The following is a 24,949-nucleotide window of genomic DNA, read 5'->3' as shown; positions in this document are numbered from 1 at the left end:
GTGGTCCGTCTGGAGGGCGCTGGAGCTGCTACGCGAGCGGGTGGGGGTCGCGGTGGCCGCCATCGGCCATGCCTTTGGCATCCCAATCGATGGAGATCTGGCTCGAATCATGCCTAGGGATCTTCACCGCTGCCTAAACTCTGCCGAGGAGACGTAGCCGGGGCGATCCTCGGCGACTGACTGGCCGCCTTTGACACCACCTCAAGGATCACGCTCCGGCATCTGCCCGCGACGAGGCTTCGTGAGCTGAGTGGGAAGGCGGTCTTCCCGTCACCTTTGGATCAACTATCGCTGACCACACGGTGCTATTCCTGTGGGTCCGCAGGGGCAGCTCAGGTAGATGGCGGAGCACCGAAGCTGGTGACACCGACCCTGCTTCGCGCGCTGCTGGTGACAGGTAGCGCGCCAACTCGGTGACAACCACCGTGCTTCGCCGGACAGAAGCCGCAGGTCAGCCAATGCCGATGGTGACAATTCTCGTGGTTCGGCTCATGTGCCTGAGCGCTGTATCCGGCCCCTGAGCGTTGCAGTTGGCCCGGGCGAGCGCCGTAGGTGGCCCCGCAGGCCCCATCCTTGCGCTGGCTGGCAGGCCAGTGCTGACCGCCAAGGCGCCCCGTCAACGGGCCCTGGGACTGGACTGCCTTCGACGGAGAAGCCGCCGGCGCGAGGCCCGAGTGGCCGCTCGTCCGCTCACCCACGCCCTAACCGGTCGGGACCTCCTCCTTCGCCGTCTCCCCTGGGGCTGAGCACGGACCTGGCCCATCGGGCCAGCTACAGCGCTCAGTCACGCCTGTTGTGGCTGAGCACTTCAGTCAGCGAGCTGCATTGCGATTGGTGAGCGAGTTGATCTCCTGGTCGGCGACGGTACTTGCGCATGTCGCTGCACGGCGGTGTGCATAGGATCGCGAGCATGACATTACGGCTTGTTCAGATTGCGATGAATGCTCGGGATGACTCCGCGCTCGGCCGGTTCTGGGCGGAGGCGCTCGGCTGGAGTACCTCCGTCGAGGAACCCGGCGTGGTGACCAACCTCGAACCCGAGGGCTTCACCTATCCCGACCCCGCCGCCGTCTGCATCGACATCATCACCGTCCCGGAACCCAAGACGGTGAAGAACCGCGTGCATATCGACCTCGCCACCACCTCTGCGGCCCATCAGGCAGACCTGGTCGCGCGCCTGAAGGATCTCGGCGCGACGCCCGTCGACGTGGGCCAGGGCGACGTCCCGTGGACGGTCCTGGCCGACCCGGAAGGCAACGAGTTCTGCGTGGCGGAGCCTCGGGAGATCTACCGCGACACCGGGCCGATCGCCGCGGTCGTGGCCGACTGCACCGATCCGCGGGCCATGGCCCGATTCTGGGACGCGGCGATGGACTGGACCCTGCACGAGGTCACCGACGATCATGCGCTATTGCGCTCCGCCAAGGGCGTCGGCCCGTATCTCAAGCTCCTCCGCACACCCGACGCCAAGACCGTGAAGAACCGCGTCCATCTCGACCTCCGGCCCTACCCCGGTGACGATCAAGCGGCGGAGGTGACCCGGCTGCGGGCCCTCGGTGCCACCGACATCGACCTCGGCCAGGGCGACGTGTCGTGGACGTGCCTCGTCGACCCGGAGGGCAACGAGTTCGACGTCCTCGCTCCGGGCTGACGCGGAGCCTTGACGACACCCCGACACGTGAGCACACGTGGGTGCCGGCTCAGGCGCTCAACTCGCCCATCAGGGCGCTCAGTCACACCTGTTCGTGGGCCGTCGTACAGCGCTCTGGCGGCGGCCACGTTTCTTCCGCAGCGACGAAAAACGAGGCCTTGAGGAGCAGCTCATCCAGGACGAGTCGGTGAAGCTTGGCCTACACCCGGGCTTTGGTTCGCCGCCAGAACTTCACGGTCGCCGTGCCGCCGTCGGCCGCCGCGCTGCGGCCGACTCGGAACCGAAGGCACTACCCGCTGCAACAGCTCCCACAAAGTCTCCGGATCAGAGTCTCGACCGTCGCCCTTCATGCTCTGAAATCGCATGCTCACAGCTAATGCACGGCGCTAGGGTCTCGTGTCATGCAACTGACGGTTCTCGGCGGCTGCGGTGCGTGGCCCACAGCAGTCCAGGCATGTAGCGGCTACCTCGTCGAGTACGCCGGATTTCGTCTGCTCATCGACCCCGGATATGCCACACTGCCGCGGTTGCTCCAGCACAGCACCGTCGACGCGGTCGACGCCGTGCTCGTCAGCCATGGGCACCCCGACCACTGCGCCGACCTCAACCCTCTACTACGGGCCCGGGGGCTGAGCGATGACCCGCCGCCCGCTCTGCCCGTCTACGCCCCGCACGGCGCGGTCGATGTCGTTCTGGCGCTCGACAAACCGAGCATGCTCGCCAAGGCGTACCACCTTTACGGGTTCGACCCCGGCGACCGGTTCGATATCGGTCCCTTCACCACCGACACCTGGCTCCTGCCGCACTTCGTACCCAATGCCGGCATTCGGCTCACGACACCCGAAGCCGTCCTCGCGTACACCGGCGACACCGGCCCCAGCTCCGACATCCCGCGCCTTGCGCAAGGAGTCGACCTGTTCTTGTCGGAAGCCACGTACATCCACCAGGTACCAACCGCCGACGCACCGTATCTGCTGACCGCACGATTGGCCGGCCAGTATGCCCACCAGGCAGGCGCCGCCCGACTCATGCTCACCCACCTTTGGCCGGGAACAGATCCGGCCATCGCCAAAGAAGTAGCCGCGGAAGCCTTCGAGAGCCCCATCGGCGTCGCTGCCCCCGGTCTCGTCACCCACCTTCGCGACGAGGGTCAGAGGTCCAACAGTGCCGAGCAACACGACACCTTGCGCCGGAAAAAGTGACCATCAACAGGTCACATCACCCAATGAGACGACCTCCAAGTTGCCCCGATGGCCCCTACCCGGAGATCGAACCGTACGCCCACGGCATGCTCGGCGTCGGTGACGGCAACCGTGTGTACTGGGAGACCTGCGGCAACCCGCGGGGCAAGCCCGCGGTGGTGCTGCACGGCGGGCCGGGCTCCGGCTGCACCCCGCACTTCCGGCGCTTGTTCGACCCGGCCGCGTACCGGATCGTGCTGCTCGACCAGCGCGGCTGCGGGCGGTCCACCCCGCACGCGAGCGCGTACGGCACCGACATGAGCGTCAACACCACGGCCCACGTCCTCGCCGACCTGGAGCGGCTGCGCGGGCACCTGGGGATCGAGCGGTGGCTGGTGTGGGGCGTGTCGTGGGGGTCGGTGCTGGGGTTGCGGTACGCGCAGACGCACCCCGGGGTCGTGTCCGAGCTGGTGCTGACGGGAGTGGCGACCGGGTCCGACGCCGAAGTCGCCCTGCTGACCAGGGGACTGGGGAAGATCTTCCCCGAGGCCTTCGAGCGGTTCGTCGGCGCACTGCCCGAGGGCGAGCGCGACGGCAACCTCGCCGCCGCGTACAACCGGCTCCTCGAGTCGCCCGACCGGGCGGTGCGGGAGCGGGCCGCACGCGCCTGGACCGACTGGGAGACGGCGACCATCCCGGCGCCGCCGCGTTCGGTCCAGCGGTTCGAGGACCCGGAGTTCCGGATGGGCTTCGCCCGTACGGTCACGCACTACTGGGGCAACGGCCACTTCCTCGGCACCGGCAACGACGAGGGCGTCGTCCTGCGCGACGCGCACCTGCTCAAGGACCTCCCCGGCACCCTCGTCCAGGGCGGCCTCGACTTCGGCAACCTCCTCGGCATCGTCTGGCGGCTCCATCAGGCCTGGCCCGGCAGCGAGTTGGTCGTCGTCGACGAGGCCGGGCACGACGCAGGCGCGCCCGGGGTGACCCGGGCACTGGTGGCGGCGACGGACAAGTACGCGCGGCGCTAAGGCAGGTCGGCTTCCTCGCCGAACAGGTGCCGCACCGTCGAGCGGTAGTTGGTCCGGACGTGGGTGAGGGCGTGCGCGCGGGCCCGCTCCGGGTCGCCCGAGGCGATGGCCTCGTACAACTCCCGGTGCTCGACGAGGAGTTGCGGCCACTCCTCGTTGCGCCGGGTCATCCAGCGCAGGCGGCCGGCGACCGGCTCCAGGGCGGCGGTCAGCAGGCTGTTGCCCGCCATCGCCACGATGCGGTCGTGGAGGCGGCTGTTGACGTCCGTGATCGCCTCGGCGTCCCCCGCCTCCGTCGCGGCGGCCGCGAGGTCCAGGAGCTTCTCGACCTCGGCCAGGTCCTCGCGCGTCGCCCGTGACGCGGCCAGCCCCGCCGCGTACACCTCCAACGCCTCGCGCAGCTCGAAGAGTTCCTTCACATCCGTCGGCGTCAGACGGCGTACGACCGTCCGGCGCGGTGTCTCGAAGTGGACGAAGCCCTCGGCGACCAGCGCGCGGATCGCCTCCCGGACCGGCACCCGCGACACCCCGAAACGCTCCGCCAGCTCGCGTTCCACCAGACGGTCGCCGGGGCGGAGGCGGCCCGCGATGATCTCCTGCCGCAGCTCCGCGAGGACGCGTTCGCGCACCGCACCGAGAGGTTCGATCTTCGTCGTGGAGCTCATGGGGCCATCTTCGCCGACTCCGGGCGTCTTTTACGGAGCGTTAACAAGAGCGACATCGGTCGGAACGGTTGACGGGAGGACTATGTCGGCAGTTTGGTATACCAAACGCCGTCCGGGTGGCAGCCCTACTGCTTCTCGCCCAGCAGTCCTCCTCCGTCCCCTCGCTCAGGGAGGCCCCGTGTCCCTCGCCGACCGCGCCGAAGCCACCGGCACCCCAGCGTTCGTCCCCGATCCCCGGCTCACCAACGAAGACCTCGCGCCCGCGGGCAAGCGCAACTGGAAGGTGTTCGACCTCTTCGCCCTGTGGATGTCCGACGTCCACAACCTCGGCAACTACACCTTCGCCGCCGGACTGCTCTTCCTCGGCATGAACGTCTGGCAGATCTTCACGTCCCTGCTCGTCGGCTTCGTGCTCATCTACATCGGCATGAACTGGATGGGGAAGATCGGGCAGCGGCACGGCGTCCCGTTCCCCGTGGTCAGCCGCATCAGCTTCGGCGTCTGGGGCGCCAACATCCCCGCGCTGATCAGGGCCGTCATCGCCATCATGTGGTACGGCATCCAGACCTATCTGGCCTCGGTGGCGGTGAACGTGATGCTGCTCGCGGCCTGGCCGGGCCTGGAGTCCTGGACGCACAGCTCCTTCCTCGGCCTCGACGCCCTCGGCTGGGTCTCCTTCATCGCGCTGTGGCTGGTCCAGGCGGCGATCATCAGCCGGGGCATGGAATCGGTCCGGAAGTTCCAGGACTTCTGCGGCCCGGCGATCTGGCTGGTCATGATCGCGCTGGCGGTCTGGATCCTCGCCAAGGCCGGCTGGACGATCTCGCTCACCTCCACTCCGCACCCGGTGTCCGTGGGCGAGCAGTGGCGTCAGTGGTTCGGCGCGATCGGCCTGGTGCTGGCCACCTACGGCACGCTGATGCTCAACTTCTGCGACTTCTCCCGCTTCTCGCCCGACTACCGGACCGTCAAGCGCGGCAACTTCTGGGGCCTGCCGGTCAACTCCACGGCCTTCGTGATCGTGTCGGTGATCGTCACGGCGGGCGCGTTCGAGGTGTTCGGCAAGGAGATCACCGACCCCGCGTACCTCGTCGCCGAGATCGGCAACACCTGGGTGCTGGTGCTGGGCGCCCTGACCTTCGCCATCGCCACCATGGGCGTCAACATCGTCGCCAACTTCGTCTCCCCGGCGTACGACCTCGCCAACGTCTGGCCGCAGAAGATCACCTTCAAGGTCGGCGGCATGATCAGCACGGTGGCGGCGCTGGTGGTCACCCCCTGGAACCTCTTCTCCAACCCGACCGTCGTCAACTACTTCCTCGGCGGCCTCGGCGCCTTCCTCGGCCCGCTGTTCGGCGTGATCATGGTCGACTACTTCTGGGTCAAGCGCGGCCGGATCGACGTCGACCAGCTCTTCAGCGCCGAGCCCGGCTCCCGCTACTACTACCGCAAGGGCGTCAACCCCAAGGCGTTGTGGGCCTTCCTGCCGGCCGCGGGGGTCGCGGCGGTGCTCGCGCTGGTGAAGACCTTCAGCGACGTGGCGCCGTACTCCTGGTTCATCGGTACGGCGCTGGCGGCCGGGCTGTACGTGGTGCTGTGCCGGAGCGAGCGCGCCGTGGTTTCCGAGCCGACGGGGGTCTGAGAAACGTGCGGATCGTCGTCACCAACTGCAACACCACGCAGGAGATGACCGAGGAGATCGTACGAGGTGCCCGGGCCGCCGCGGGCCCGGGCACCACCGTGACCGGACTGACCCCCGTCTGGGGACCGGAGTCCGCCGAGGGCTGGCTGGACAGCTACCTGTCCGCCGCGGCGGTCATCGACATGCTGCGGACCTACGACGGACCGCCGTACGACGCCGTCGTCATGGCCGGCTTCGGGGAGCACGGGCGCGAGGGCGTCCGGGAGCTGGTGGACGTACCGGTCGTCGACATCACGGAGGCCGCGGCCCACCTGGCCTGCCTGCTCGGGCGGCGCTACGGCGTCGTCACCACGCTGGAGCGGTCCCGCGGCCAGATCGAGGACAGCCTGGAGACGGCGGGCGTCGGGCGCAACTGCGCGGCCGTCGTCGGCACGGGACTGAGCGTGCTGGACCTCGGCGACGACGGCGAGCGTACGGAGGCCGCCTTCCTGGACGCCGCCGAGCGGGCGTGCGCGGCCGGGGCCGAGGTGCTGGTGCTGGGCTGCGCCGGGATGACCGGGTTGCAGCGGGCGGTGGGGGAGAAACTCGGGCTGCCGGTCGTCGACGGGGTCTCGGCGGCCGTCCGGCTCGCGGAGTCGCTGGTGGCACTGGGGCTGAGGACGAGCCGGACCGGCAGCTACGCCAGGCCGCTGCCGAAGCGGCGGCTGTGGGGGCCGCCGCTTTCCGCGGGGTGACCCGGGCGCCAGACGTACCGCACATCCGGTTCCCGCTCCTCGTTGCCGCTGCCGTCCGTCCACTCGACGGCGGTGAAGCCGTGGCGCTCGTAGAAACGGTGGGCGGGCCTGTTGACCTGGAAGGTCCACAGGCTCAGCCCCCGCGGGCGGCGCTCCTTGGCGAGTCCGACGAACCGGTCGCCGATCCCGCGGCGGCGAAGGACCGCAGCCAGACGTCCGCCGCCGCGTCGGCGTCGGCCGGTGAGGTGGCCCGGCGCAGGGTGACGGAGGGTCCGGTACTCATGGTCAGAGTCCTGTGGTCGGGGTCGGGGGCATGGTCATGGTCAGGGCCCGTCAGCCGGTCGCCGGGGAGAGGCCGTATGCCGGGGGGAGGGGTCGTCGAGGGTGAGGTCGCCGCGATGAGCTCCGTAGAAGTCGACCTGGCGGGCCATGATCTCGCGCATCGAGGTGCCGCGCGGGACGCCGTACACGGTGCCGGGGAAGTCCAGACCCTCCTGTGCCTGCCACAGTTCGTCGTGCTCGCCGGGCGCGAAGAGCCGGGCCCGGGGCGCTCCCGCCGCGATCCAGCCGATGGGCAGGACACTGCCGGGCGGCAGTACGGAGTTCACGTGCAGCACACTGTTGATCCGCAGCTCGCAGCCGGCGCCCGCGACGGCCCCGGGGAAGACGGAGGCGCCGGTGGCCACGAACACCTCGTCCTCGATGGTCGCCCCGTTGACGTGGGCGTGCGGACCGACGAGCACCGCGTCGCCGATGACGGCGGGATGCCCCGACCGCCCCCGCACCAGCGCGTTCTCCATGACGACGACGTCCGAGCCGACGCGGACCTCCCCGTCCTCCGCCGTGAGCACGGCCCCGTGCAGCACGCGGACGCGCTCACCGAGGCTGACGGCTCCGCAGAGGACGGCCGTCGGGGCTACGTACGCGGACTCGGGGACGAGGGGCCGCCGCCCGCGATGCTCGATCAACATGGGAACTCCTAGGGCTGGCCGGGAACGACGGCAGTCGCCGTAATCTCCACCAGCTGCCCCGTGTACCCGAGGCACGCCACGCCGAGCAGCGTCGACGAGTGGGGCCCGGTGCTGAGCCCGGAGGCCTCGACGACGTCCCACACGGCGGACAGCACCGCCGGCTCACTGCTCACGACGTACACGTCCGTCGCCACGACATGGGCGAAGTCGCTGCCGACCGCGCGCAGTTGCGCACCGAGGTTGGCGAGCACCTGCTCGGCCTGCCGTACGGGGTCTCCCGGCCCCACCAGCTGCCCGTCGGCGTCGAGGGGGACGGAACCGGCGAGGAAGGCGAGCCGGGTTCCCGCCTCAACGACGGAGGCGTGGGAGTAGGCGGGGGGCGGGAAGAGACCCGGGACGGTGACGCGCTGGATCACGAGGATTCCGATCTGCCGGACGGCCGGGACGGCCGGGACGGGCGCAACCCACCGATCATGCGGCGACCCGGCACGCCACCGCACCCGTATTTCGCGGAGGCCACGTCCGGCGAACGGGAACGCGGCTCCGGCGCGGGCGGACCGACCGTGCAGAGCCTCGCCTACACGCTGATCAACGACACCATCCGCCCCTTCACCTCCGCCTGGCACCTCCGGCTGACCGCCCACGACGCCCGCTAAGCGGCATCTCCGGGGCGGACTTCGGGGTGGCGGCGACGGGGTGACCGGCAGAGCTGCGGCTGTCGTACGGGACAAAAGCTTCGCGATCTCCCCGCCTGCCCACGTAGCCTTCCGGCGACGTGACCCGCCCGACCGCCAGGAGCCACCGCAGTGCCCTCCTCAACGGACCAGGCCTTCCTCGACACCACCGCCGACCGTCTCGCCGCCCTCCCCGCCGTCGTGGCCGTCACCCTGGGCGGCTCCCGCGCCCAGGGCACCGAACGGCCGGACAGCGACTGGGACTTGGCGATCTACTACCGGGGCGCCTTCGACCCCGGCGATCTGCGCGCGGTCGGCTGGCAGGGCGAGGTCTGCGAGATCGGCGGCTGGGGCGGCGGTGTCTTCAACGGCGGCGCCTGGCTGACCATCGAGGACCGGCGCGTGGACGTCCACTACCGCGACCTCGACGTCGTCGAGCATGAGCTGTCCGAGGCGGAGCAGGGACGCTTCCGCATCGAGCCGCTGATGTTCCACCTGGCCGGCATCCCCAGCTACCTGGTCGTGGCCGAGCTGGCGATCAACAGGGTGCTGCGGGGCGAACTGCCGCGCCTCGCGGCCTACCCGCAGGCGCTGCGCCGGACCGCCCCGGGCCGCTGGCACGGCATGGCCGCCGCCACCCTCGCCTACGCCAAGGCGGGCCACGCCCCCAAGGCCGCCCTCACCCAGGTCGCGGGCGCGATCGCCCTCGCCGCGACGCAGACGGCGCATGCGGTGGTGGCGGCGCGGGGGGAGTGGGTCACCAATGAGAAGGGGCTTGTGGAGCGGGCTGGGCTGGGCGAAGTGGACGCGATTACGGGGAACTTGACGCCGGATCCTGACGTGCTCGCTCGTGCGGTCGCGGAGACCGAGACGCTCTTGGGGCGGGCCGTGGAGACGAGCGACCGCACACGCCCAGCGCCATGACCGGCAGCTCCGCCTGATGGTGCGCGCCGCGCGCCCCGCGTTTCCGCGACACCTGGTCTACGGGGACTATTCGGTGGAGCACGCCTTCAGCGCGAACATCCCCCACTCCAAAGGCCCGGGCCATGCGGAGACATGGATCAAGGTGGGGCACATCCAGCGCATGAGCTTCGTCGTGCGTCGGCTTCTTGCATGATGTGCTGTGCCGCGGCTCGATCCACCGCGGCCAGGACACGCACATGGGGGCGCACACGGTGCGGGGCAGGTACGACCAGCGGGCACTGGCACTCGTCGAAGTGCGGGGCGGGCAACGGGACTGGGAGCGGGCCGAGGAGGAGTTCGACCAGCGTGGCTGGCCGGTCGTCACCTCGTTCGCGCGTGGCGACGACCTGTCGGCGGGAGTACTGACGCCGGATGCCGGCTCGCGGCTGTACTGCGTGGAAGTGCACCTCTTCGGTGCGCGCAACAGCCGAACCGAGCGGGCGGCGGCCTGGCGGGTCCAGCGGCTGGCGAAGACGGCCAGGCTCGAGATGTACGTCAGGCGCTGCGACTTGCTGGACACGGACCGGGAGCTGCTCACCGAGTGGCGGGTCCATACCGTGGCGCATCGCCCGCCACTGCGCCTGCCGCCGGGGGCACGGGACCTTCGCGCGAGACTGCTCCGGTCCTGGGCCCTCGCCCGTGCCCGGGTGGCCGAGCGCAGAGGCAGCCATGACACCGGCAGCTTCGTGACCGGCACCGCCTCTGAAGCCAGAAGGCTCGCTCGGATGGGGATGCCGACGGGAGCGGCGCCCCGCACGGATGTCGATGTGCGCCCGTTGCAGGGGCGGGAACGCAGCCATATCGTCCCCAGACTCGAGGAGGACGGGACACGCCAGCAGTACCGGCTCATCACCTGGTTGCTGGCGATGACGTTCTGCGCGGTCGTCACACACCATCAGTCCGGCCAGCGGGTCTGGGTCTGGGGGACGCTCGCCGTGGCCTGCTTCGCGGGGGCCCTGCGCAGCGGCAGCAGAGTCTTCCTGTCCGGTGGGCGCTGGCTGGGCGTCTTCGCCGTGTCCGTGGCGGCGTCGCTCCTCCTGGCGGGCATGCTCGGCTGGTTCTCGGCCGAGAACGACGCGGTGACGCCCCTCCAGATGCTCGTCTACCTCGCCTCCACGGTCACGGCGATCGGAGTCTGGCTCCTGATCCGGCAGTGGACCTGGGGTGAGTGGCTGACCTGGGCGGCTCCGCTGGTGTTCACCGCACTGGTGTCCTTCGTCGTCGCCTCGGGATCAGTCCTGCACGCCCTGTACGCGGATGCGTTGGGACTCGACCCGCAGGACCTGGACGTGCCGGGAATCTGGCAGGTGCTGGCGGCCGGCAAGCTGCTGGGCTTCGTGAGCCTGGCGCTGTTCGTACCGGCCGGCTGGGGGATCGCGAAGCATGTGCACGCGTCCTTCGTCCGCCCCGGGGAGTACCTGAACGTCCCGCTGTACGCGGCGATGCAGGCCGCGGTGATCGGGCTGGTCGCCGTTCTGGCCGTCGACTCCGCGAGCGACGCGGCCAGTGCCGTGAAGACGGCCGCCGAGAAGCGGAAGGACCCGCCGCCGTACTTCGGTGTCGAGCCCGAGTGGGCCTGTGTGGAACCCACGGTCGCCAGGACGCAGTTGAACGTACAGGGCGCTGAACTCCACCCCGGCCGTCCCTACCTGTCGTTCGGGATCGCCGGAGGGGATGCCGTGCTGTGGGACGCGGAGGCCGCCGGGCCGTTCAAGGTCCCCGCTCGGCAACTGCGTCTGCTTCCGGCGCAGGATCCTGGCAAGGCGTGCGACTTCCCCGCCCGGCAGTGGGAGCAGCGGTAGACCGGGCGCCGCAGGTTCCCTCCGGGCCGCAAGCGGACACACACGTCCTCTTCCGGCCCGGAAGCGGTCGCTGTCGCGACGCCCGCACGGCCGGCCAGGTCCGGCGTGGCGTGATGTCTGCCGTGCCCCGTGTCCGCTCACGCCGGTCACGGGGCACGGGCATGCCTGCACGGACCAGCGGCCGGTACTGATCCCCTCGTCCAGCCGGACCCAGGCCCCCATCTCGTCGAAGGAGGTTGCGTTCATAAAGAACGCGGCATTCGAGCCGATCGTCACCTCCCGGCAACACAACCGTCCCCGTCCCACCCACCCCGCCCCCTACCGTGGACACCACACCCCACCGCCCGGCCACCGTCGCCCGAAGGCACACCCCCGCCCTCGCCCCGACGACAGGAGCCCCGTGTCCCGCCGTGTCACCCTCGCACCGCCGCCCTGGCTCGCCCACGCCCTGCGTGCCCAGCGGGGGCCGGTTCCCTGGAGTGCGGTCACGCGGGGGGCGCTGGCCGCCGGGCCGGTGCTGCTCGTCGCGCATCTCGCCGGGCGTACCACCCTGGGGGTCGTCGCCGCCATCGCCGCCATGCTCGCCGGGATCAACGACCGGCCCGGCAGCCGGCGGGCCTCGGTCAAGCGGCTCGGAGGGCCCGCGGTGGCGGGGGCGCTCGGGCTGGTCGTCGGGACGTATGCCGGGCAGTACCTGCCGGCCGTCCTCCTGACTCTTGTCCTGACCGTCCTCGGGTTGATCGCCGGAAGCGTCAGCGCGGTCGGGCCCGTCGCCTCCTCCGCCGGTACGCAGGTGCTGGTCGGCTCGGCGATCGGGGCCGGGATGCCGTTGCCCGAGGCGGGGTGGGAACGGGCGCTCGCCTTTCTCGCCGGGGCCGGATGGCTCCTGGTGCTGCGGCTGGTGCTGCCCAGCCCCGGGTCCCTCACCGGCGACTTCCGGTTCGACGGGGAGCGGAAGGCCGTGGCCGACGTGTACGACGCCGTCGCCGCGCTGCTCGACGCCGCCGGGACCGAGCACGCCACCCGGCGCCGCGTCGCGCTCACCGCCGCCCTCGACCACGCGCAGGACGCGCTCGCCGGGCCCCGGCTGCGGCGGTACGCCTCCTCCGCGGCCGAGCGGCGGCTGCACGCGCAGTACGCCGCCGCGCTCCCGCTCGCCGAGGCCGCCACCGCCCTGGCGTGGGCCGGGGAGGCCGTCACCGAGCGGGCCTCCGAAGGGCCCCGGCGGCTCGCCGCGGCCGTACGGGAGAACGCGCACACCGGGCCGTTGCCCGCGCCCACACGCTCGGCGTCCGCGCTGCGCGCCCTCGACGACGCCCTCCTGCACGCCGCCGAGGCCTTCGACCGGGGCAAGGGCGGCGACCTGCACACGCGGCGCCGCGGTGCCAGGGATCGGCTGCGTGCCGCCCTCGGCAGTGCCGGGCGGGAGTACGGGCTGCGGGTCGCCCTGTGCTTCGGAGCCAGCGCGGCCGTCGCCCAGGCGCTGCTCCAGGCCCAGTGGTACGGGCAGCACGAGCACTGGTACTGGCTGCCGGCCACCGCCGTCTTCCTCGTCAAGCCCGACCTCGGGCCGCTGGCCTCACGGGTGCTGAGCCGGGCGGCCGGGACCGTGCTCGGGGCGCTGCTCTTCGCCGCGCTCGCCGCCGTCCTGCCCCGGCCGGAAGGGCTCATCGCGCTGGTCGCCGTCAGCGGTGCGCTCATACCCGTCGCCACCCGGCACTTCGCCGCCCAGACCGCCGTCGTCACCGTCCTCGTCCTGGCCCTGGTGATGGTCGGCGGCGAACCGCAGGCCTCCGCCAGCCGGATCGGCGAGACGCTGCTGGCCTGCGCGATCGTCCTGATCGTCGGCCACCTGCCGATCCCGGGACAGCGGGGCGGGGGAGTGCGGGCCCGGCTCGGGGCGGCGAGCCGCGCCGCCCACGCTTACCTCGTCCACGTGCTGGGCGAGGCCCAGGCCCCGCGTATCGGCACCTCCGGTACGCCCTCCGACCACCGCGCCACCCGCTGGACCCTCCGGCGCGAGGCCTACCGCACGCTCGCCGAGGCCCGTACGGCCATCTCGCTCGCCGCGCACGAACTGCCCGCCCTCGCCCGGCACACCGAGGGCGCGGACGAGGTCGCCGCCCTCCTCGAACGGCTCGTGGACACCACGACGGCCTGCGCCGTGGACCTCGACGACACGGGACGGCTCTCACCCCGGCACACCGAACGCCTCACCGCCCTCCTCGACGAACTCGCCGGGCGACAGCGGCGCATCGGACTGCCTGTGCTGCCCGAGGTGCCTCGCGCCGTCTAGCTCCGCATGGGTTCGACCTCGGGTTCGACTGCGGCTTCGACCTCGGCTTCGACCCCGGGTTCGATGTCGGGTGCACCACGGTCGTCATCAAGTTCGTCACCGGCGTCGGCGGATTCTTCGGCCGGTGCGTCCCCACGCGGCCGGATCCTTCCCTGGTCCGCCCGTAGGGTTCCGACCCCCTAGGTCGCCACCACGGCCACCAGGCTGTTCCCCTTGGCGGTCGTCGCCGTGCGCACGTCGGTCGCGAAGCCGTGGGACGCGACCGCCGGTGCCACCTTCCCGGCGATCTCCTCGGCCCGCCGTGCGTCCGGCGGCTCCCAGCACAGGCACAGCGTGCCGCCCGGGGCCAGCCAGCGCCGCAGGGCGGCCAGTTCGCGGTCCGGCGAGCGCACCCAGAAGAGGTTCACGTTGACCGCGAGGATCCTGTCGAAGGAGTCGTCGGCGAAGTCGGCCGCCTCCAGGGGCAGGGCATGGAAGACCGCCCGGCCCTCGGTGACGGCGTCGGCGTTGCGCTGCCGTGCCGCCTCCACGGCCGTGGCCGACCGGTCGACGCCGGTGACCGTGCCTGTCGTCAGGCGCGCGCAGATCAACGCGACGGCGACCCCTCTGCCACAGCCGACCTCCAGCACGCGGTCGCCGGGGGCCGGGTCCAGGACCTCCACGGCCCACGTCAGGCGGTCGGGAACGGCTACCACCGCGCTGCCTCAGCCGACCCGGATCCACACCGGGGCGTGATCCGACCCGGGCGCCCCGCGCCGGTCCTCCGGGTCCGGGCCGATGGACGGCAGGCGCGGCGGGCCCTCGCCCGGCAGACCCGTGCCCGCCGCCGTCACCCGGTGGACCAGGCGGTGGCTCACCAGGACATGGTCGATCAGCTCGCGCCGCCCGGAGGAGACGCGGGAGTAGCGCTGCGCGGCGGGGATCAGCGGCGCCACGTTCCACAGCCGCGTCCCGTCGCCCTTGTCGGCCGCCTCGTACCCGGGCGTGCCGATCTCCGAGCCGGGCGGGCCGAGGAGGAGCTGCGTGGTCGCCGCCCCCACCTCGTCGTTGAGGTCGCCCAGGACCGCCACGTCCCGGGCCCGGCCGTCGCCGGCCAGCAGCTCGTCCGCGAGGGCCCGCAGGGACGCCGCCTCGGCCGCCCGCCGGTAGAGGGCGTAGGCGCCGTAGCGGGCCCGTTCGCCCTCGTCGTGCGGGTGGAACCGGCCGTCCGGATACGACAGCAGTTTCGATTTCAGGTGGCAGACGGCGACCCGCGGCGGCGGACCGCCCTCGGCGGCGACCTCCACCGCCAGGAAGCCGCGGCCCGCCTCGGCCACCGTCAGGCCCGAGTCGTCCGCCTGCACCGGTCCCAGCTTCGCCGGGAACGCCTTGGCGTCGGCCACCACCGTCAGCTCCGCCCGGCTCAGGAAACCGACCCGGATGCCCCGGCCGTCCGCGTGCTCGGAGAGCGCGACGTGCCGGTCGTCGTCGAGCATCCCGGCCAGGTCCTCCAGGGCGCCCGGCTCCCCGACCTCCTGCACGCCGAGCAGATCCGGGTCGAGTTCCGTGATGACGGCGGCGAGGGCGGCGAGCTTGGTCTCGTACGCGGCCTGGTCCTTCGGGCCGTAGGGGCCGCCGGGCCGGTAGAGGTTCTCCAGGTTCCAGGTGCCGAGGAGCATGCCGGGCTCCTTTCAGAAGCCGGAGGCGGGGCGTGGTGAGGCCAGGGTGCTCGCCCGGCCGATCCCGCGACAGAGCCGCGACAGGATGTGCGGTTCGGCTCACGCCGCCTCACGACCTCGTCGTACGTTGGCGTGATGACGCCTTCTCCCGCGGAGAAACCGGCCGGGGATCCCGCGGAGAAACCGGCCGGGAATCCCGCCGCGACATCAGCCGGGAATCCCGCCGCGAACCCTGCCGAGCTCATCATCACCGGATGTACCGTCCTCGTGCACGACGATCAAGAGCGGATCGGGTTCCGGGAGGACGCCGCGATCGTCGTACGGGACGGGGTCGTCGCGTCCGTCACGACCGCGGCCGCCGTCCGTGACACGGCTTGCGCCGAGCGCATCGAGGCGCGCGGCCAGGTGGCGATGCCGGGGCTGGTCAACTGCCACACCCACGCGCCGATGGTCGCGCTGCGCGGTCTGGCCGAGGACCTGCCCACCGAGGAGTGGTTCAACGACGTCGTCTGGCCGGTCGAGTCCAACCTCACCAGGAAGGACGTGGAGTTGGGCGCCCGGCTCGCCTGCGCGGAGATGATCCGGGGCGGGGTCACCTGCTTCGCCGACCACTACTTCGCCATGGACGCGGTCGCCGCCGTCGTCGCCGAGTGCGGGATGCGGGCGCTGCTGGGCGAGGCCTACTTCTCCTCGCAGGGGCCCGAGGGGCGGGAGAGGTCCCTGGAGTTCGCGCTGCGGCACCGCGGATCGGCCGACGGCCGTATCACCACCGCCCTCGCCCCGCACGCCCCCTACACCGTGACCGACGCCGACCTCGCCGCCACCGCCGACCTCGCCCGCGAGCACGGCCTTCCCGTGCATCTGCACGCCGCCGAGAACCGCGACCAGACCGACACCAGCCTCGCCCGGCACGGCCGCACCCCCATCGAGGTCCTGGCCCACACCGGCATCCTGGACACGGACGTCCTCGTCGCGCACGGCACCGGCATCATCGAGCACGACCTGCCCGTCCTGCAGCGCGCGGGCGGTCGTACGGCCGTCGCCACCGCGCCCCGCGGCTACCTCAAGTTCGCCTGGCCCACCACCACGCCCGTCCGTGCCCTGCGCGACATCGGCATCCCCGTCGGCCTCGCCACGGACGGCGCCGCCTCCAACAACTCCCTCGACGTGTGGGAGTCGATGGCGCTCACCTCGCTCATCCAGAAGTCCACTGAGGCCGACCCCCGTTGGCTGACCTCCCGCCAGGCCCTGCACCACGCCACGCTGCAGAGCGCCCGGGCCGTCGGCCTGGGGCGGGAGGTCGGGAGCATCGCACCGGGACGCAGGGCCGACATCATCCTCGTCGACCTCACCGGCCCGCACACCCAGCCCGTCCATGACCTCGCCGCGACACTGGTGCACAGCGCCCGCTCCTCCGACGTCCGCACCACGATCGTCGAGGGACGGGTCCTCATGCGCGACCGGGAGCTGCTGACCATCGACGTCCCGGCGGTGGTGGGGGAGTTGGGGGAGCGGCTGCCCGCGCTCGTCGACCGCAGCCACGGCGGGCGCATCCAGCAGTACGACACCTGAGGCGTCCCGGAAGATCTCGGGAGATCTCGGAAGATCCCGGGACACCCTGGGAGATCTCAGAAAATCCCAGGGCATCTCAGGAGGTCGCAGAAGATCTCAGGAGATTTCAAGCAAGTCTCTCCGAGACGGCGATGAGTTCCGCCCCCTTTCGCCGGTCACCACACCGGGGGAGGAACCCGAGGGACGGGCGTCGGCCTTCGGGGCGCCTGCGGGAAGTGCGCCCGTCCGGTACCACGACGAGTGCGGCAATCGATACGGAGAGTAAGGAAAACGTCCAATAAGCTGAGACGCTGCTCACACTTAAGGGTGAACGAGTGTCAACTACGTCTCAGTACCGTCACTGCACGAGGCGTTCACCCCATGGTTGGCGTTTAACTCTACGAGTACAGCGCTACATGGAGGTGCAGGGTGAACGGGCGAACGGTGCTCGAGCGCTTTCCCGCCGGCGGACCGCGTGGTTCGTGGCCGGCGGAGGAGTTCGCGCAGGCGCGGCGTCTGGAGGGCCTGCCTGCTGAGGTTGTCATGGACCTCGCTACGGACATGTTCCTGGTGATCGTGCGGAGCGGCGACAGCGCGGGTGACGCCGCGGCGTGAGCTCCTCGCATGAGCCGATCCGGCGGCCTTCGGGTCAGCCCGCCTTCGGCGCCGGTACCTTCGGGGCCGGCGCCTTTGTGACGGGGTCCTCCGTGATGGGGCCCTTCGTGGCCGGGGCGGGTGCCCTGGTGAACTGTTCCGCCTGGAGCGCGTACAGCTCCGCGTAGAGACCGCCGGAGGCCAGCAGCTCGTCGGGTGTGCCGGACTCCACGAGCCGGCCCTGGTCCAGGACGTGCACCAGGTCCGCGTGCCGCACGGACGCCAGCCGGTGTGTGATCAGGACGACCGTCTGACCGCTGTCCGCCAGGGCGCGGATGCGGTCGAAGACCTCCAGCTCGGCCCGGGCGTCCAGGGCCGCCGTCGGCTCGTCCACGATCAGGATGTGCCCGCGCCGGTACGCGGCCCGGGCGATCCCCAGCCGCTGCCACTGGCCGCCCGACAGCTCGTGTCCGCCGCTGAAGTTGCGGGCCAGCAGGGTGTCCAGCCCGCGCGGCAGGTCCGCGACCACCCCCTCGGCCCCCGCCTCGGCGATCGACGTCGCCAGGCGCTCCTCACTCAGCGGCGCCGAGGGACGGCCCACGGCGACGTTCACGCGGGCCGTGAACGGCCACCGCTTGAAGTCCTGCGCGACCATCGCGATGCGCTCGGCGAGCATGCGCCGGTCCGCGGTCGCCGCGTCCACGTCGTCCCACAGGATCCGCCCCTTCTCCGGCATGTACAGCCCGGCGAGCAGTTTGACCAGGGTCGTCTTGCCGGAGCCGTTCTCGCCGACCAGCGCCACGATCCGGCCCAAGGGGAGGCTGAGCGTGACGTCGTCCAGGGCGGGGCGGGCCGCGTCGCCCGGGTAACGGAACGTGACGTTCTCGAAGCGGATCTCCCGCGGGTCCTCCGGCAGCGGCCGGCCGCCGACCGGGATCGCCCGCTTCGCCGCCTCCGCGTACAGCTTCTCCAGGTCGCCCACGAACAGGGCCTCCTCATGGAGCTGGTTCACCTCCAGGACCAGGGTGTCCAGGCTCGCGGAGCCGGTGCGGATCGCGATCACCGCCGTGCCGACGACCGACAGCGCCATCGTCCCGGCCAGCAGCAGCGCGCCGAGCGTGGCGTACGTCGCCACCGTCGCCAGCCCGGTCCACGCCGCCGCGATCAGGCCCGTCCCGGCCGCGAGCCGGGCCAGCCGGGCCTGCTCCGCCTCCGCGGTCTCCGACATCGCGCGGAAGTGGTGCAGGAGGAAGGGGCCCACGTCGTGCACCCGGATCTCCGGCGCTGCCTGTGGCTCGGTGAGCAGACCGCTGAGCAGATGGCCGGCACGGGCGTGCTGTACCCAGGTGTGGAAGGACGCGTAGCGGCGCCGGGCGTTCGTCAGGGCGCTCCACGCGCTGGGCAGGGTCATCGTCGCCAGCAGCGGCAGCAGCACCGGATGCAGCACGGTCAGTACGCCGGCCGCCGCGATGAGGGAGATCGCCGCGTTCACCACGCGCGTGCCGTACATGATCATCCGGCGGGCGGAGGAGGCGCCGTACTGGGCGGTGTCCAGCAGCTTGTGGAAGGCGTGATCCTCGATCGCGGCCAGCTCCACGGCCGCCGCCCGCTCCAGGTACAGCTCGGTCGCCACCCGCTCCACCTTGGGCTCCAGACGCCCGGTTGCGTACGTGCTCGCGGCCCGCAGCAGCGCCGCGAGCAGCATCACGGCGGCCACGACGAGCAGCGCGGGTACGGCCCCGCCCAGCCGGTCCTCGATCGGGCCGCCGCCCATCAGCCGGGCCAGCACACTATTGATCGCGAGCAGGCTCACCGCCTGCGCGACGCCCCGGGCCGTCTCGGCGGCCAGCACCGTCCGTGCGGCGCGGCGGTCGGCCCGCCGGGCGAGGCGGAGACTGGACGCCAGCAGAGCGGGCAGCCGCGTGATCATGGTGCGGAAGCTCAGCTCCAGGAAGGCCCCGCGGTGCTGGTTCCAGCCCATGTCGTAGCGCAGCGGCCCGCCGAAGAGCAGCCGCTCGGACTCGGACAGCGGCGCATCGTCCGGTTCCCGTTTCTTCCCCCTCCGACCAGAGCCCCTCTTCCCCCTCCGACCAGAGCCCCGCGCCTCCCCGGCCTCCCCCACCGTCGACCTCCCCCGGTCACCGCTCGTGTACGAACGGCCACTATCGCGGGGCGTCGGCGGTCGGGGCAGGGCGCACATCGGGAGGACGGGCGTGCGCGGGCGCACCACCTGGAGGGGGCTTCGCCGGGGGGAGGTGTGGAGGGGGCTCACTGCGGCGAGGCGCCGAGAGGGCGGGCCCGCTACCGGGAAGCCGCTGCGCGGGGCCGACCCTCGAGCAGCGCCGCAAGCACGGTGCGTCGACCGGAGGCCTACGCGCTCACCGGCCGCGACCAGGCCGGAGTGGTCCCCGTCAGCCGGCACAGTGCCAGGTAGAGCGGGATCGGCGGGGTGTAGGGAAGTGTGCCGTCCGGGCGGTGGATCAGGCCGGGCAGGTCCGGGGCGTCCGGGGCGTCCGGGACGATCGCACCCGTGGCGTACCGCGCGGGCGCAGGCCACTCCAGGGCGTGGTCGGAATCGGACGGAACGATCCACCACCAGTGCGCCTCGTCGGCGTAGACGCACCCCACGCGCGGCAGCCGGGGCATGACCAGCGGGCCGAAGCGGGCAGGCACCGCCACCGCGTCGCAGCCCAGCGGAGCCGTCATGCCGTCGGGCACGGGCAGGCGCCGGGGCGTGCCCGGGATGCGCAGTCCGCGCTGGAGGCGGACCAGCGTGTCCAGGCTCAGCACCCGGCCGAATCCCGGCCTCACACGCTGCCCCTCTCCGGGCCCCGCTCGACCGGGGATATCCCGGCGTCCGCAGAGCTCCCGGCGTCCGCAGAGCTCCCGGCGTCCGCAGAGATCGTGGCGTTCGCAGAGCTCCCGGCGTCCCCGGAGCCCCCGGTGCCGGCCGTGTTCTCGTCGTCCGAGCCGCCCGACGAGCCCTGCTTGGGGCGGGCGCCCCAGCCCAGGTCGTTGTGGGGTTCGGCAGGGGCGCGCGGGCTGTCGCCCTTACGCGGCAGCTCGGCCCAGACCAGCAGCCCGGGCCCGTGTTCATGGACGCCCCAGGCGTGGCACAGGGCGTCGACGAGAAGCAGTCCCCTCCCGTGCTCCTCCTCGGGCCGCTGCCGGTTGGCCGCATGGGGCTGGCCCGGAGCGCGGCCCTCGTCACGCACGGCTATGCGCACGAGGTCGTCGCCGTTGTGCAGCTCGCACACGATGTGGATGCTCGCGGTGTGCACGATGGCATTGGTCACCAGCTCGGAGACCACCAGGGCCGCGGTGTCGCAGGTGTCCTCGCACACCGACCAGCCGGTCAGCCGGGCGAGCGTCAGGCGTCTGGCCTGCGCTGGAGAGCCCGGATGTGCGGCCAGCTCGAAACGGAACCGGCGCTCGGCAACGGCCTCACCAGGGCCGACTCCCGCGACAGCACCCAGGCCGAGAGGGCCTGCGGCGGCGTCTGTTCCTAAGGGCGCGGACGGAATCACGCTTGCCACTATCGCCCCGGCGTGAACAACTTGGCAAGTGTCACTCTGAAAAATGCAGAGTGCTGTGTGACGCTCTGGACGGCCGTGGCACACTGCTCGCAACAGCACTTCGCGCGGCGCCAGTTGGGATCATCGAAGATTTGTTCGGATGTTCGGGTCTTCGAAGGGTCTCCGAATGGCGCCGCCGGGCTGTCGGGGAGTTCTCGGTGGCAGGTTGTCAGGAGTCTTTCGGCAGCCGGGCCGCGGTGAGTCTTTCGGCAGCCGGGTTGCCGGGAGTCATTCGGCAGCCGGGCCGCAGTGAGTCTTTTCGGCAGCCGAGCTGCCGGGAGTCTCTCGGTGGCGGTCTGTCAGGAATCTTTGGGTGGAGGTGGAGCGTGAGCGAACCGCGGTCCGCGCCGACGGTCGGGCAGGTCGTCCTCGGTCGGCGCCTGCTGGACCTCCGGGAACGCGCCGGGCTCAAGCGGGAGGAGGCCGCCCGCGTCCTGCGTGTCGCCCCCGCCACCATCCGCCGTATGGAGATGGCCGAGGTCGCGCTCAAAATCCCGTACCTCCAGATGCTCCTTCAGGCCTACGGCGTACCCGGTGAAGAGGCGGACGCCTTCGTGCAGTTGGCCGAGGAGGCCAACAAGCCCGGCTGGTGGCAGCGGTTCCACGACATCCTGCCCACCTGGTTCTCGATGTCCGTCAGCCTGGAAGGCGCGGCGAGCCTCATCCGCTCCTACGAACCGCACTTCGTCCCCGGCCTGTTGCAGACCGAGGAGTACGCGCGCGGGGTGCTGCGGTCCGGCGCCATCGGCCAGACCCGGCCCGAGGACATCGAGCGCCATGTCGCCCTGCGCATGCGGCGCCAGGAGCTGCTCACCCGTAAGGACGCCCCTCGGCTGTGGGTCGTGATGGACGAGACCGCGCTGCGCCGCCCCATCGGCGGCCCGGAGGTGATGCGTGCCCAGATCGACAAGCTGCTCGAGTCCACGAAGCTGCCCAACGTCACGCTGCAGGTCGCGCCCTTCGCGAACGGGCCGCACCCGGGGACGTACGGGCCGTTCGTACTGTTCCGATTTGCCATGCCCGAACTGCCGGACATGGTCTACAGCGAGTACCTGACCGGCGCCGTCTACCTCGACGCGCGCACGGAGGTGGCGACCCACCTCGAGGTCATGGACCGCATGGCGGCGCAGGCCGCTACGGCACATCGCACGAAGGAGATCCTCAGGGATCTCCGCAAGGAGCTGTGAATGGATCGCATCAAGCCGCGCAAACAGGTCTACAACGGCATGCCCGCGCGTGACTTGGGCAGTGAAGGCTGGCACAAGCCGTGGAGCGGTGGCAACGGCGGGAACTGCCTGGAGGCGATGAAACTCGCCGACGGCCGGATCGCCGTGCGCCAGTCCACCGACCCGGACGGTCCGGCGCTGATCTACACCACCGATGAGATGACGGCCTTCATCGAGGGGGCGAAGGCGGGGGAGGCGGACTTCCTGCTGTCCTGACGTGATCGCCTCGTGCCTTGCTCAACTTCCTTATTGTGGTGATGAATTGATCATCCATTGCGGCTTACGAAGTGCCTCATGACCGGGCAGGACCCCATGTCGTCCGTCGAGATCGACACGAGCAGGCCCCATCCCGCGCGGATGTACGACTGGTATCTCGGCGGCAAGGACAACTACCCGGTCGACGAGGCCATGGGCCGGCAGATGCTGGCCCTCGACCCGAGGGTGCCGGTGATGGCGCGGGTCAACCGCGCCTTCATGCACCGGGCCACGCGCTGGCTGGCCGGCCAGGGCGTACGCCAGTTCCTCGACATCGGCACCGGCATCCCGACCGAGCCCAACCTCCACCAGCCGCCCAGGAGACCGTGCCCGACGCGCGGGTCGTCTACTGCGACAACGACCCCATCGTGCTGGCCCACGCGGCGGCCCTGCTGCGCGGCACGGACGAGGGGGTCACCGAGTACCTGCAGGCCGACGTGCGCGAGCCGGACGCCATCATCGAGGGCGCGAAGAAGGTCCTGGACCTCACCCGGCCCGTCGCGCTCTCGCTCATCGCGCTGCTGCACTTCGTCCCCGACGAGGACGGCGCCCACGACCTGGTCCGGCGGCTGCTGGCCGAGGTGCCCTCCGGCAGCTACCTGGTGATGACCCACGCCACGGCCGACTTCACTCCGGAGGAGTCGGCGGCCGCCACCGAGAAGCTCAAGGCCGCCGGGGTCACCCTGGCCCTGCGCTCCCGCGAGGAGTTCACCCGCTTCTTCGACGGCCTCGACCTCGTCGAGCCCGGCGTCGAGGTGCCCCACAAGTGGCACCCCGAGCTGGGGGACCCGGTTCCGGGACAGGACGACGGGGTGATTCCCGGGTACGGGGCGGTGGGCCGCAAGCCGTAGGGCTCCGCCGGGGCTCCCGTACGGGTACGTCGGGCACGTCGGGCACGTCTACGGGTACGGCCACATGCGCCGCGGGGCGTGCACCCGGCGCCGAGGCGACGGCGCCGAGCGGGCGCCGCACCTGCTCTGCTGAGAGGTGCTCATTCCGAGGCGGGATGTCGAGGGACGGCCCGACCGCCCGGTGGCAGCACCCCGCACAGCGCCTCCAGAGCCGCCCCGTAGGCATGCTCGGACGGTGTCGCGTACCCCACGACGAGGCCGTCGCGCGGGGGCATGTCCGTCTCCGGGTGCCGGAACTCGGCGAGCCCGTCGAGGGCGATGCCCTGCCAGGCGGCGGCCTTGACCGCGGACCGCTCCGTGCCGGGCGGCAGCCGCAGCACCGCGTGCAGCCCGGCCGCGACACCGGTGACCTCGATGTGCGGCGCGTGTGCGGCGAGGGCCGCGACGAGCCGGTCCCGGCGGCGCCGGTAGCGCTGCCGCATACGGCGTACGTGACGGTCGTACGCCCCGGAGACGAGGAAGTCGGCGAGGCTCAGCTGGTCGAGGACGCTCGCCCACGCCTCCCGCTCGCCCTTGGCCGCGAGCACCCCGTCGACGTACCGCTCCGGCAGCACCATCCAGCCCAGCCGTACCGCCGGTGACAGACTCTTGCTGACCGAGCCGATGTGGATCACCGCCCGGGGTCGAGCCCCTGGACGGCACCGACGGGCTTGCGGTCGTAGCGGAACTCCCCGTCGTAGTCGTCCTCCAGAACCAGCCCGCCACGCGCGCGTGCCCAGTCGATCACGGCGGCCCGGCGCGACGGGTGCAGGGGGCCGCCCGTCGGGAACTGGTGCGCCGGCGTGAGCAGCACGGCCCGCTCGCGCGCCAGCCGGTCCACCCGCGCGCCGTGCTCGTCCAGGGGCAGCGGTACGGTCCGCACCCCGGCGGCCGCCAGCAGCTCCCGGTGAAAGCCCAGCCCGTACGCCTCGACGGCCAGCGGACCGCGCAGCACTCCCCCTCCGAAGAGCAGCCGCAGGGCGTGCGCGAAACCGGAGGAGATCACGATCCGGCCGGGCTCGGTCCGCACGCCACGCGCGCGTGCCAGGTACTCCGTGAGCGCCTCGCGCAGCTCGGTCCGGCCGGCCGGATCACCGGGGCCGAACACCTCGTTGGGGGCCTGCTGGAGGGCCCGCCGATAGGAGCTGAGCCAGGCCGCACGCGGGAACGCCGACGCGTCGGGGGTGCCCTGGCGCAGGTCGTGCCGTGGCCCACGCGCGCGTGGAGGTGCCTTTTTCGGTACGCGCGCGTGCGGGCGCAGGGGCGTGGCCCGCTCGGCGACCCGGGTGCCCGAGCCCTGGCGGGCGGTGAGCCAGCCCTCCGCGACGAGTTCGGCGTACGCGTCGGCCACCGTGTTGCGGGCGACACCGAGGTCGGCGGCGAGCGAACGGTAGGGCGGCAGCCGGGTGCCGGGAGCGAGCCGCCCGCTGCGCACGGCCTCGCGCAGCGCCCGGATCAGCGCGGCGCGCCGCCCGCCCGGCCCGGACAGCTCCAGATGCAGATCGGCCCCGATCGGCTCGGCGGAATTGACCCATGACTCCGGCATGGAAATGCACCCTACCGTCGGTCTTTCCGGCCCGTAGGTTGAGG

The 24,949-nt window shown here is 71.7% G+C and carries 22 protein-coding genes and 3 pseudogenes; 14 read left to right on the top strand and 11 right to left on the bottom strand.

Annotated features, from left to right (window positions below; translation table 11 throughout):
• Positions 1–910 precede the first annotated feature (910 nt).
• From ACYVMZ_RS00570 to pip, 3 genes are all read left to right on the top strand, one after another.
• Positions 911–1,651, top strand: a complete 741-nt coding sequence (locus tag ACYVMZ_RS00570) for a VOC family protein (RefSeq protein WP_461076257.1) — start codon at positions 911–913, stop codon at positions 1,649–1,651.
• Positions 1,652–2,052: 401 nt separating this feature from the next.
• Positions 2,053–2,853: an MBL fold metallo-hydrolase gene (locus tag ACYVMZ_RS00565; RefSeq protein ID WP_461074282.1), complete on the top strand. Its 801-nt coding sequence runs from the start codon at positions 2,053–2,055 to the stop codon at positions 2,851–2,853.
• 23 nt (positions 2,854–2,876) lie between these two features.
• Positions 2,877–3,863 (top strand): prolyl aminopeptidase, encoded by a 987-nt coding sequence (gene pip, locus ACYVMZ_RS00560; protein WP_461074281.1) that lies wholly within the window; start codon positions 2,877–2,879, stop codon positions 3,861–3,863.
• On the opposite strand, the gene ACYVMZ_RS00555 is transcribed toward pip, so the two are convergent.
• A complete protein-coding gene (locus ACYVMZ_RS00555) occupies positions 3,860–4,528 on the bottom strand; it encodes a GntR family transcriptional regulator (RefSeq protein ID WP_461074280.1) in 669 nt (222 codons plus the stop codon). The two genes, pip and ACYVMZ_RS00555, sit on opposite strands and share 4 nt — an antisense overlap.
• Before the next feature lie 178 nt (positions 4,529–4,706).
• Between ACYVMZ_RS00555 and ACYVMZ_RS00550 the strand changes: the two genes are divergently transcribed.
• Together ACYVMZ_RS00550 and ACYVMZ_RS00545 are read left to right on the top strand one after the other, a co-directional pair.
• Positions 4,707–6,170, top strand: a complete 1,464-nt coding sequence (locus ACYVMZ_RS00550; protein WP_461074279.1) for an NCS1 family nucleobase:cation symporter-1 — start codon at positions 4,707–4,709, stop codon at positions 6,168–6,170.
• A gap of 5 nt (positions 6,171–6,175) precedes the next feature.
• Entirely contained in the window at positions 6,176–6,904 is a 729-nt protein-coding gene (locus ACYVMZ_RS00545) for an aspartate/glutamate racemase family protein (RefSeq protein WP_461074278.1), read from the top strand.
• Here the strand turns inward: ACYVMZ_RS00545 and ACYVMZ_RS00540 are convergent.
• The 4 genes and pseudogenes from ACYVMZ_RS00540 to ACYVMZ_RS00525 all read right to left on the bottom strand — a co-directional run.
• Positions 6,847–7,101, bottom strand: a pseudogene (locus tag ACYVMZ_RS00540) (GNAT family N-acetyltransferase); the annotation flags it as partial. The gene ACYVMZ_RS00545 and the pseudogene ACYVMZ_RS00540 sit on opposite strands and share 58 nt — an antisense overlap.
• Positions 7,038–7,187, bottom strand: a complete 150-nt coding sequence (locus tag ACYVMZ_RS00535) for a hypothetical protein (RefSeq protein ID WP_461074277.1) — start codon at positions 7,185–7,187, stop codon at positions 7,038–7,040. The gene ACYVMZ_RS00535 and the pseudogene ACYVMZ_RS00540, both read right to left, overlap by 64 nt.
• 40 nt (positions 7,188–7,227) lie before the next feature.
• Positions 7,228–7,875, bottom strand: coding sequence for a gamma carbonic anhydrase family protein (locus ACYVMZ_RS00530; RefSeq protein ID WP_461074276.1), 648 nt, complete (start codon positions 7,873–7,875; stop codon positions 7,228–7,230).
• An 8-nt stretch (positions 7,876–7,883) separates the two neighbouring features.
• Positions 7,884–8,291, bottom strand: a complete 408-nt coding sequence (locus tag ACYVMZ_RS00525) for a RidA family protein (protein WP_461074275.1) — start codon at positions 8,289–8,291, stop codon at positions 7,884–7,886.
• 57 nt (positions 8,292–8,348) lie between these two features.
• On the opposite strand from ACYVMZ_RS00525, the gene ACYVMZ_RS00520 reads away from it, so the two are divergent.
• The 4 genes from ACYVMZ_RS00520 (at position 8,349) to ACYVMZ_RS00505 (ending at position 13,610) form a co-directional block, all read left to right on the top strand.
• Positions 8,349–8,531 (top strand): hypothetical protein, encoded by a 183-nt coding sequence (locus ACYVMZ_RS00520; protein ID WP_461074274.1) that lies wholly within the window; start codon positions 8,349–8,351, stop codon positions 8,529–8,531.
• A 150-nt stretch (positions 8,532–8,681) separates the two neighbouring features.
• Positions 8,682–9,473, top strand: coding sequence for a nucleotidyltransferase domain-containing protein (locus ACYVMZ_RS00515; protein ID WP_461074273.1), 792 nt, complete (start codon positions 8,682–8,684; stop codon positions 9,471–9,473).
• Between the two features lie 236 nt (positions 9,474–9,709).
• Positions 9,710–11,314 carry an NnrS multi-domain protein gene (locus tag ACYVMZ_RS00510; protein WP_461074272.1) on the top strand — a complete coding sequence of 535 codons (1,605 nt, stop codon included), beginning with the start codon at positions 9,710–9,712 and terminating at the stop codon, positions 11,312–11,314.
• A 400-nt stretch (positions 11,315–11,714) separates the two neighbouring features.
• Positions 11,715–13,610: an FUSC family protein gene (locus ACYVMZ_RS00505; RefSeq protein WP_461074271.1), complete on the top strand. Its 1,896-nt coding sequence runs from the start codon at positions 11,715–11,717 to the stop codon at positions 13,608–13,610.
• Positions 13,611–13,789: 179 nt separating this feature from the next.
• Here ACYVMZ_RS00505 and ACYVMZ_RS00500 read toward each other — a convergent pair whose 3' ends face one another.
• A complete protein-coding gene (locus ACYVMZ_RS00500; RefSeq protein WP_461074270.1) occupies positions 13,790–14,305 on the bottom strand; it encodes a class I SAM-dependent methyltransferase in 516 nt (171 codons plus the stop codon).
• A 9-nt stretch (positions 14,306–14,314) separates the two neighbouring features.
• A complete protein-coding gene (locus ACYVMZ_RS00495) occupies positions 14,315–15,268 on the bottom strand; it encodes an endonuclease/exonuclease/phosphatase family protein (RefSeq protein ID WP_461074269.1) in 954 nt (317 codons plus the stop codon).
• A 135-nt stretch (positions 15,269–15,403) separates the two neighbouring features.
• On the opposite strand from ACYVMZ_RS00495, the gene ACYVMZ_RS00490 reads away from it, so the two are divergent.
• Entirely contained in the window at positions 15,404–16,840 is a 1,437-nt protein-coding gene (locus tag ACYVMZ_RS00490; RefSeq protein WP_461074268.1) for an amidohydrolase, read from the top strand.
• A gap of 408 nt (positions 16,841–17,248) precedes the next feature.
• Positions 17,249–17,434 carry a hypothetical protein gene (locus ACYVMZ_RS00485; RefSeq protein ID WP_461074267.1) on the top strand — a complete coding sequence of 62 codons (186 nt, stop codon included), beginning with the start codon at positions 17,249–17,251 and terminating at the stop codon, positions 17,432–17,434.
• Positions 17,435–17,468: 34 nt separating this feature from the next.
• Here ACYVMZ_RS00485 and ACYVMZ_RS00480 read toward each other — a convergent pair whose 3' ends face one another.
• The 3 genes from ACYVMZ_RS00480 to ACYVMZ_RS00470 form a co-directional block, all read right to left on the bottom strand.
• Entirely contained in the window at positions 17,469–19,394 is a 1,926-nt protein-coding gene (locus tag ACYVMZ_RS00480; protein ID WP_461076255.1) for an ABC transporter ATP-binding protein, read from the bottom strand.
• 389 nt (positions 19,395–19,783) lie between these two features.
• Positions 19,784–20,224, bottom strand: coding sequence for a hypothetical protein (locus ACYVMZ_RS00475; protein ID WP_461074266.1), 441 nt, complete (start codon positions 20,222–20,224; stop codon positions 19,784–19,786).
• A complete protein-coding gene (locus ACYVMZ_RS00470) occupies positions 20,221–20,949 on the bottom strand; it encodes an ATP-binding protein (protein WP_461074265.1) in 729 nt (242 codons plus the stop codon). Before ACYVMZ_RS00470 ends, ACYVMZ_RS00475 begins: the two co-directional genes overlap by 4 nt.
• Positions 20,950–21,314: 365 nt before the next feature.
• Here ACYVMZ_RS00470 and ACYVMZ_RS00465 point away from each other — a divergent pair, with 365 nt between their 5' ends.
• The 3 genes and pseudogenes from ACYVMZ_RS00465 to ACYVMZ_RS00455 form a co-directional block, all read left to right on the top strand.
• The gene (locus ACYVMZ_RS00465; RefSeq protein ID WP_461074264.1) at positions 21,315–22,175 is read left to right on the top strand and encodes a helix-turn-helix domain-containing protein; all 861 of its coding nucleotides are present in this window, start codon (positions 21,315–21,317) and stop codon (positions 22,173–22,175) included.
• Positions 22,176–22,430: a DUF397 domain-containing protein gene (locus tag ACYVMZ_RS00460; RefSeq protein ID WP_261682615.1), complete on the top strand. Its 255-nt coding sequence runs from the start codon at positions 22,176–22,178 to the stop codon at positions 22,428–22,430.
• Between the two features lie 78 nt (positions 22,431–22,508).
• Positions 22,509–23,257, top strand: a pseudogene (locus ACYVMZ_RS00455) (SAM-dependent methyltransferase); the annotation flags it as partial.
• A gap of 203 nt (positions 23,258–23,460) precedes the next feature.
• Here ACYVMZ_RS00455 and pdxR read toward each other — a convergent pair.
• Positions 23,461–24,905: pseudogene (pdxR, locus tag ACYVMZ_RS00450) on the bottom strand (MocR-like pyridoxine biosynthesis transcription factor PdxR).
• Between the last annotated feature and the right edge of the window lie 44 nt (positions 24,906–24,949).

The organism is Streptomyces deserti (assembly GCF_054782695.1).
This window is presented reverse-complemented; position numbering and strand designations above follow the sequence as displayed.

Excerpts from the sequence above, each read along its gene's own strand:
- ACYVMZ_RS00570 (WP_461076257.1), top strand. The coding sequence starts at position 911 with ATGACATTACGGCTTGTTCAGATTGCGATGAATGCTCGGGATGACTCC.
- ACYVMZ_RS00565 (WP_461074282.1), top strand. The coding sequence starts at position 2,053 with ATGCAACTGACGGTTCTCGGCGGCTGCGGTGCGTGGCCCACAGCAGTC.
- pip (WP_461074281.1), top strand. The coding sequence starts at position 2,877 with ATGAGACGACCTCCAAGTTGCCCCGATGGCCCCTACCCGGAGATCGAA.
- ACYVMZ_RS00555 (WP_461074280.1), bottom strand. The coding sequence starts at position 4,528 with ATGAGCTCCACGACGAAGATCGAACCTCTCGGTGCGGTGCGCGAACGC.
- ACYVMZ_RS00535 (WP_461074277.1), bottom strand. The coding sequence starts at position 7,187 with ATGAGTACCGGACCCTCCGTCACCCTGCGCCGGGCCACCTCACCGGCC.
- ACYVMZ_RS00530 (WP_461074276.1), bottom strand. The coding sequence starts at position 7,875 with ATGTTGATCGAGCATCGCGGGCGGCGGCCCCTCGTCCCCGAGTCCGCG.
- ACYVMZ_RS00520 (WP_461074274.1), top strand. The coding sequence starts at position 8,349 with ATGCGGCGACCCGGCACGCCACCGCACCCGTATTTCGCGGAGGCCACG.
- ACYVMZ_RS00510 (WP_461074272.1), top strand. The coding sequence starts at position 9,710 with ATGGGGGCGCACACGGTGCGGGGCAGGTACGACCAGCGGGCACTGGCA.
- ACYVMZ_RS00495 (WP_461074269.1), bottom strand. The coding sequence starts at position 15,268 with ATGCTCCTCGGCACCTGGAACCTGGAGAACCTCTACCGGCCCGGCGGC.
- ACYVMZ_RS00490 (WP_461074268.1), top strand. The coding sequence starts at position 15,404 with ATGACGCCTTCTCCCGCGGAGAAACCGGCCGGGGATCCCGCGGAGAAA.
- ACYVMZ_RS00480 (WP_461076255.1), bottom strand. The coding sequence starts at position 19,394 with ATGGGCTGGAACCAGCACCGCGGGGCCTTCCTGGAGCTGAGCTTCCGC.
- ACYVMZ_RS00460 (WP_261682615.1), top strand. The coding sequence starts at position 22,176 with ATGGATCGCATCAAGCCGCGCAAACAGGTCTACAACGGCATGCCCGCG.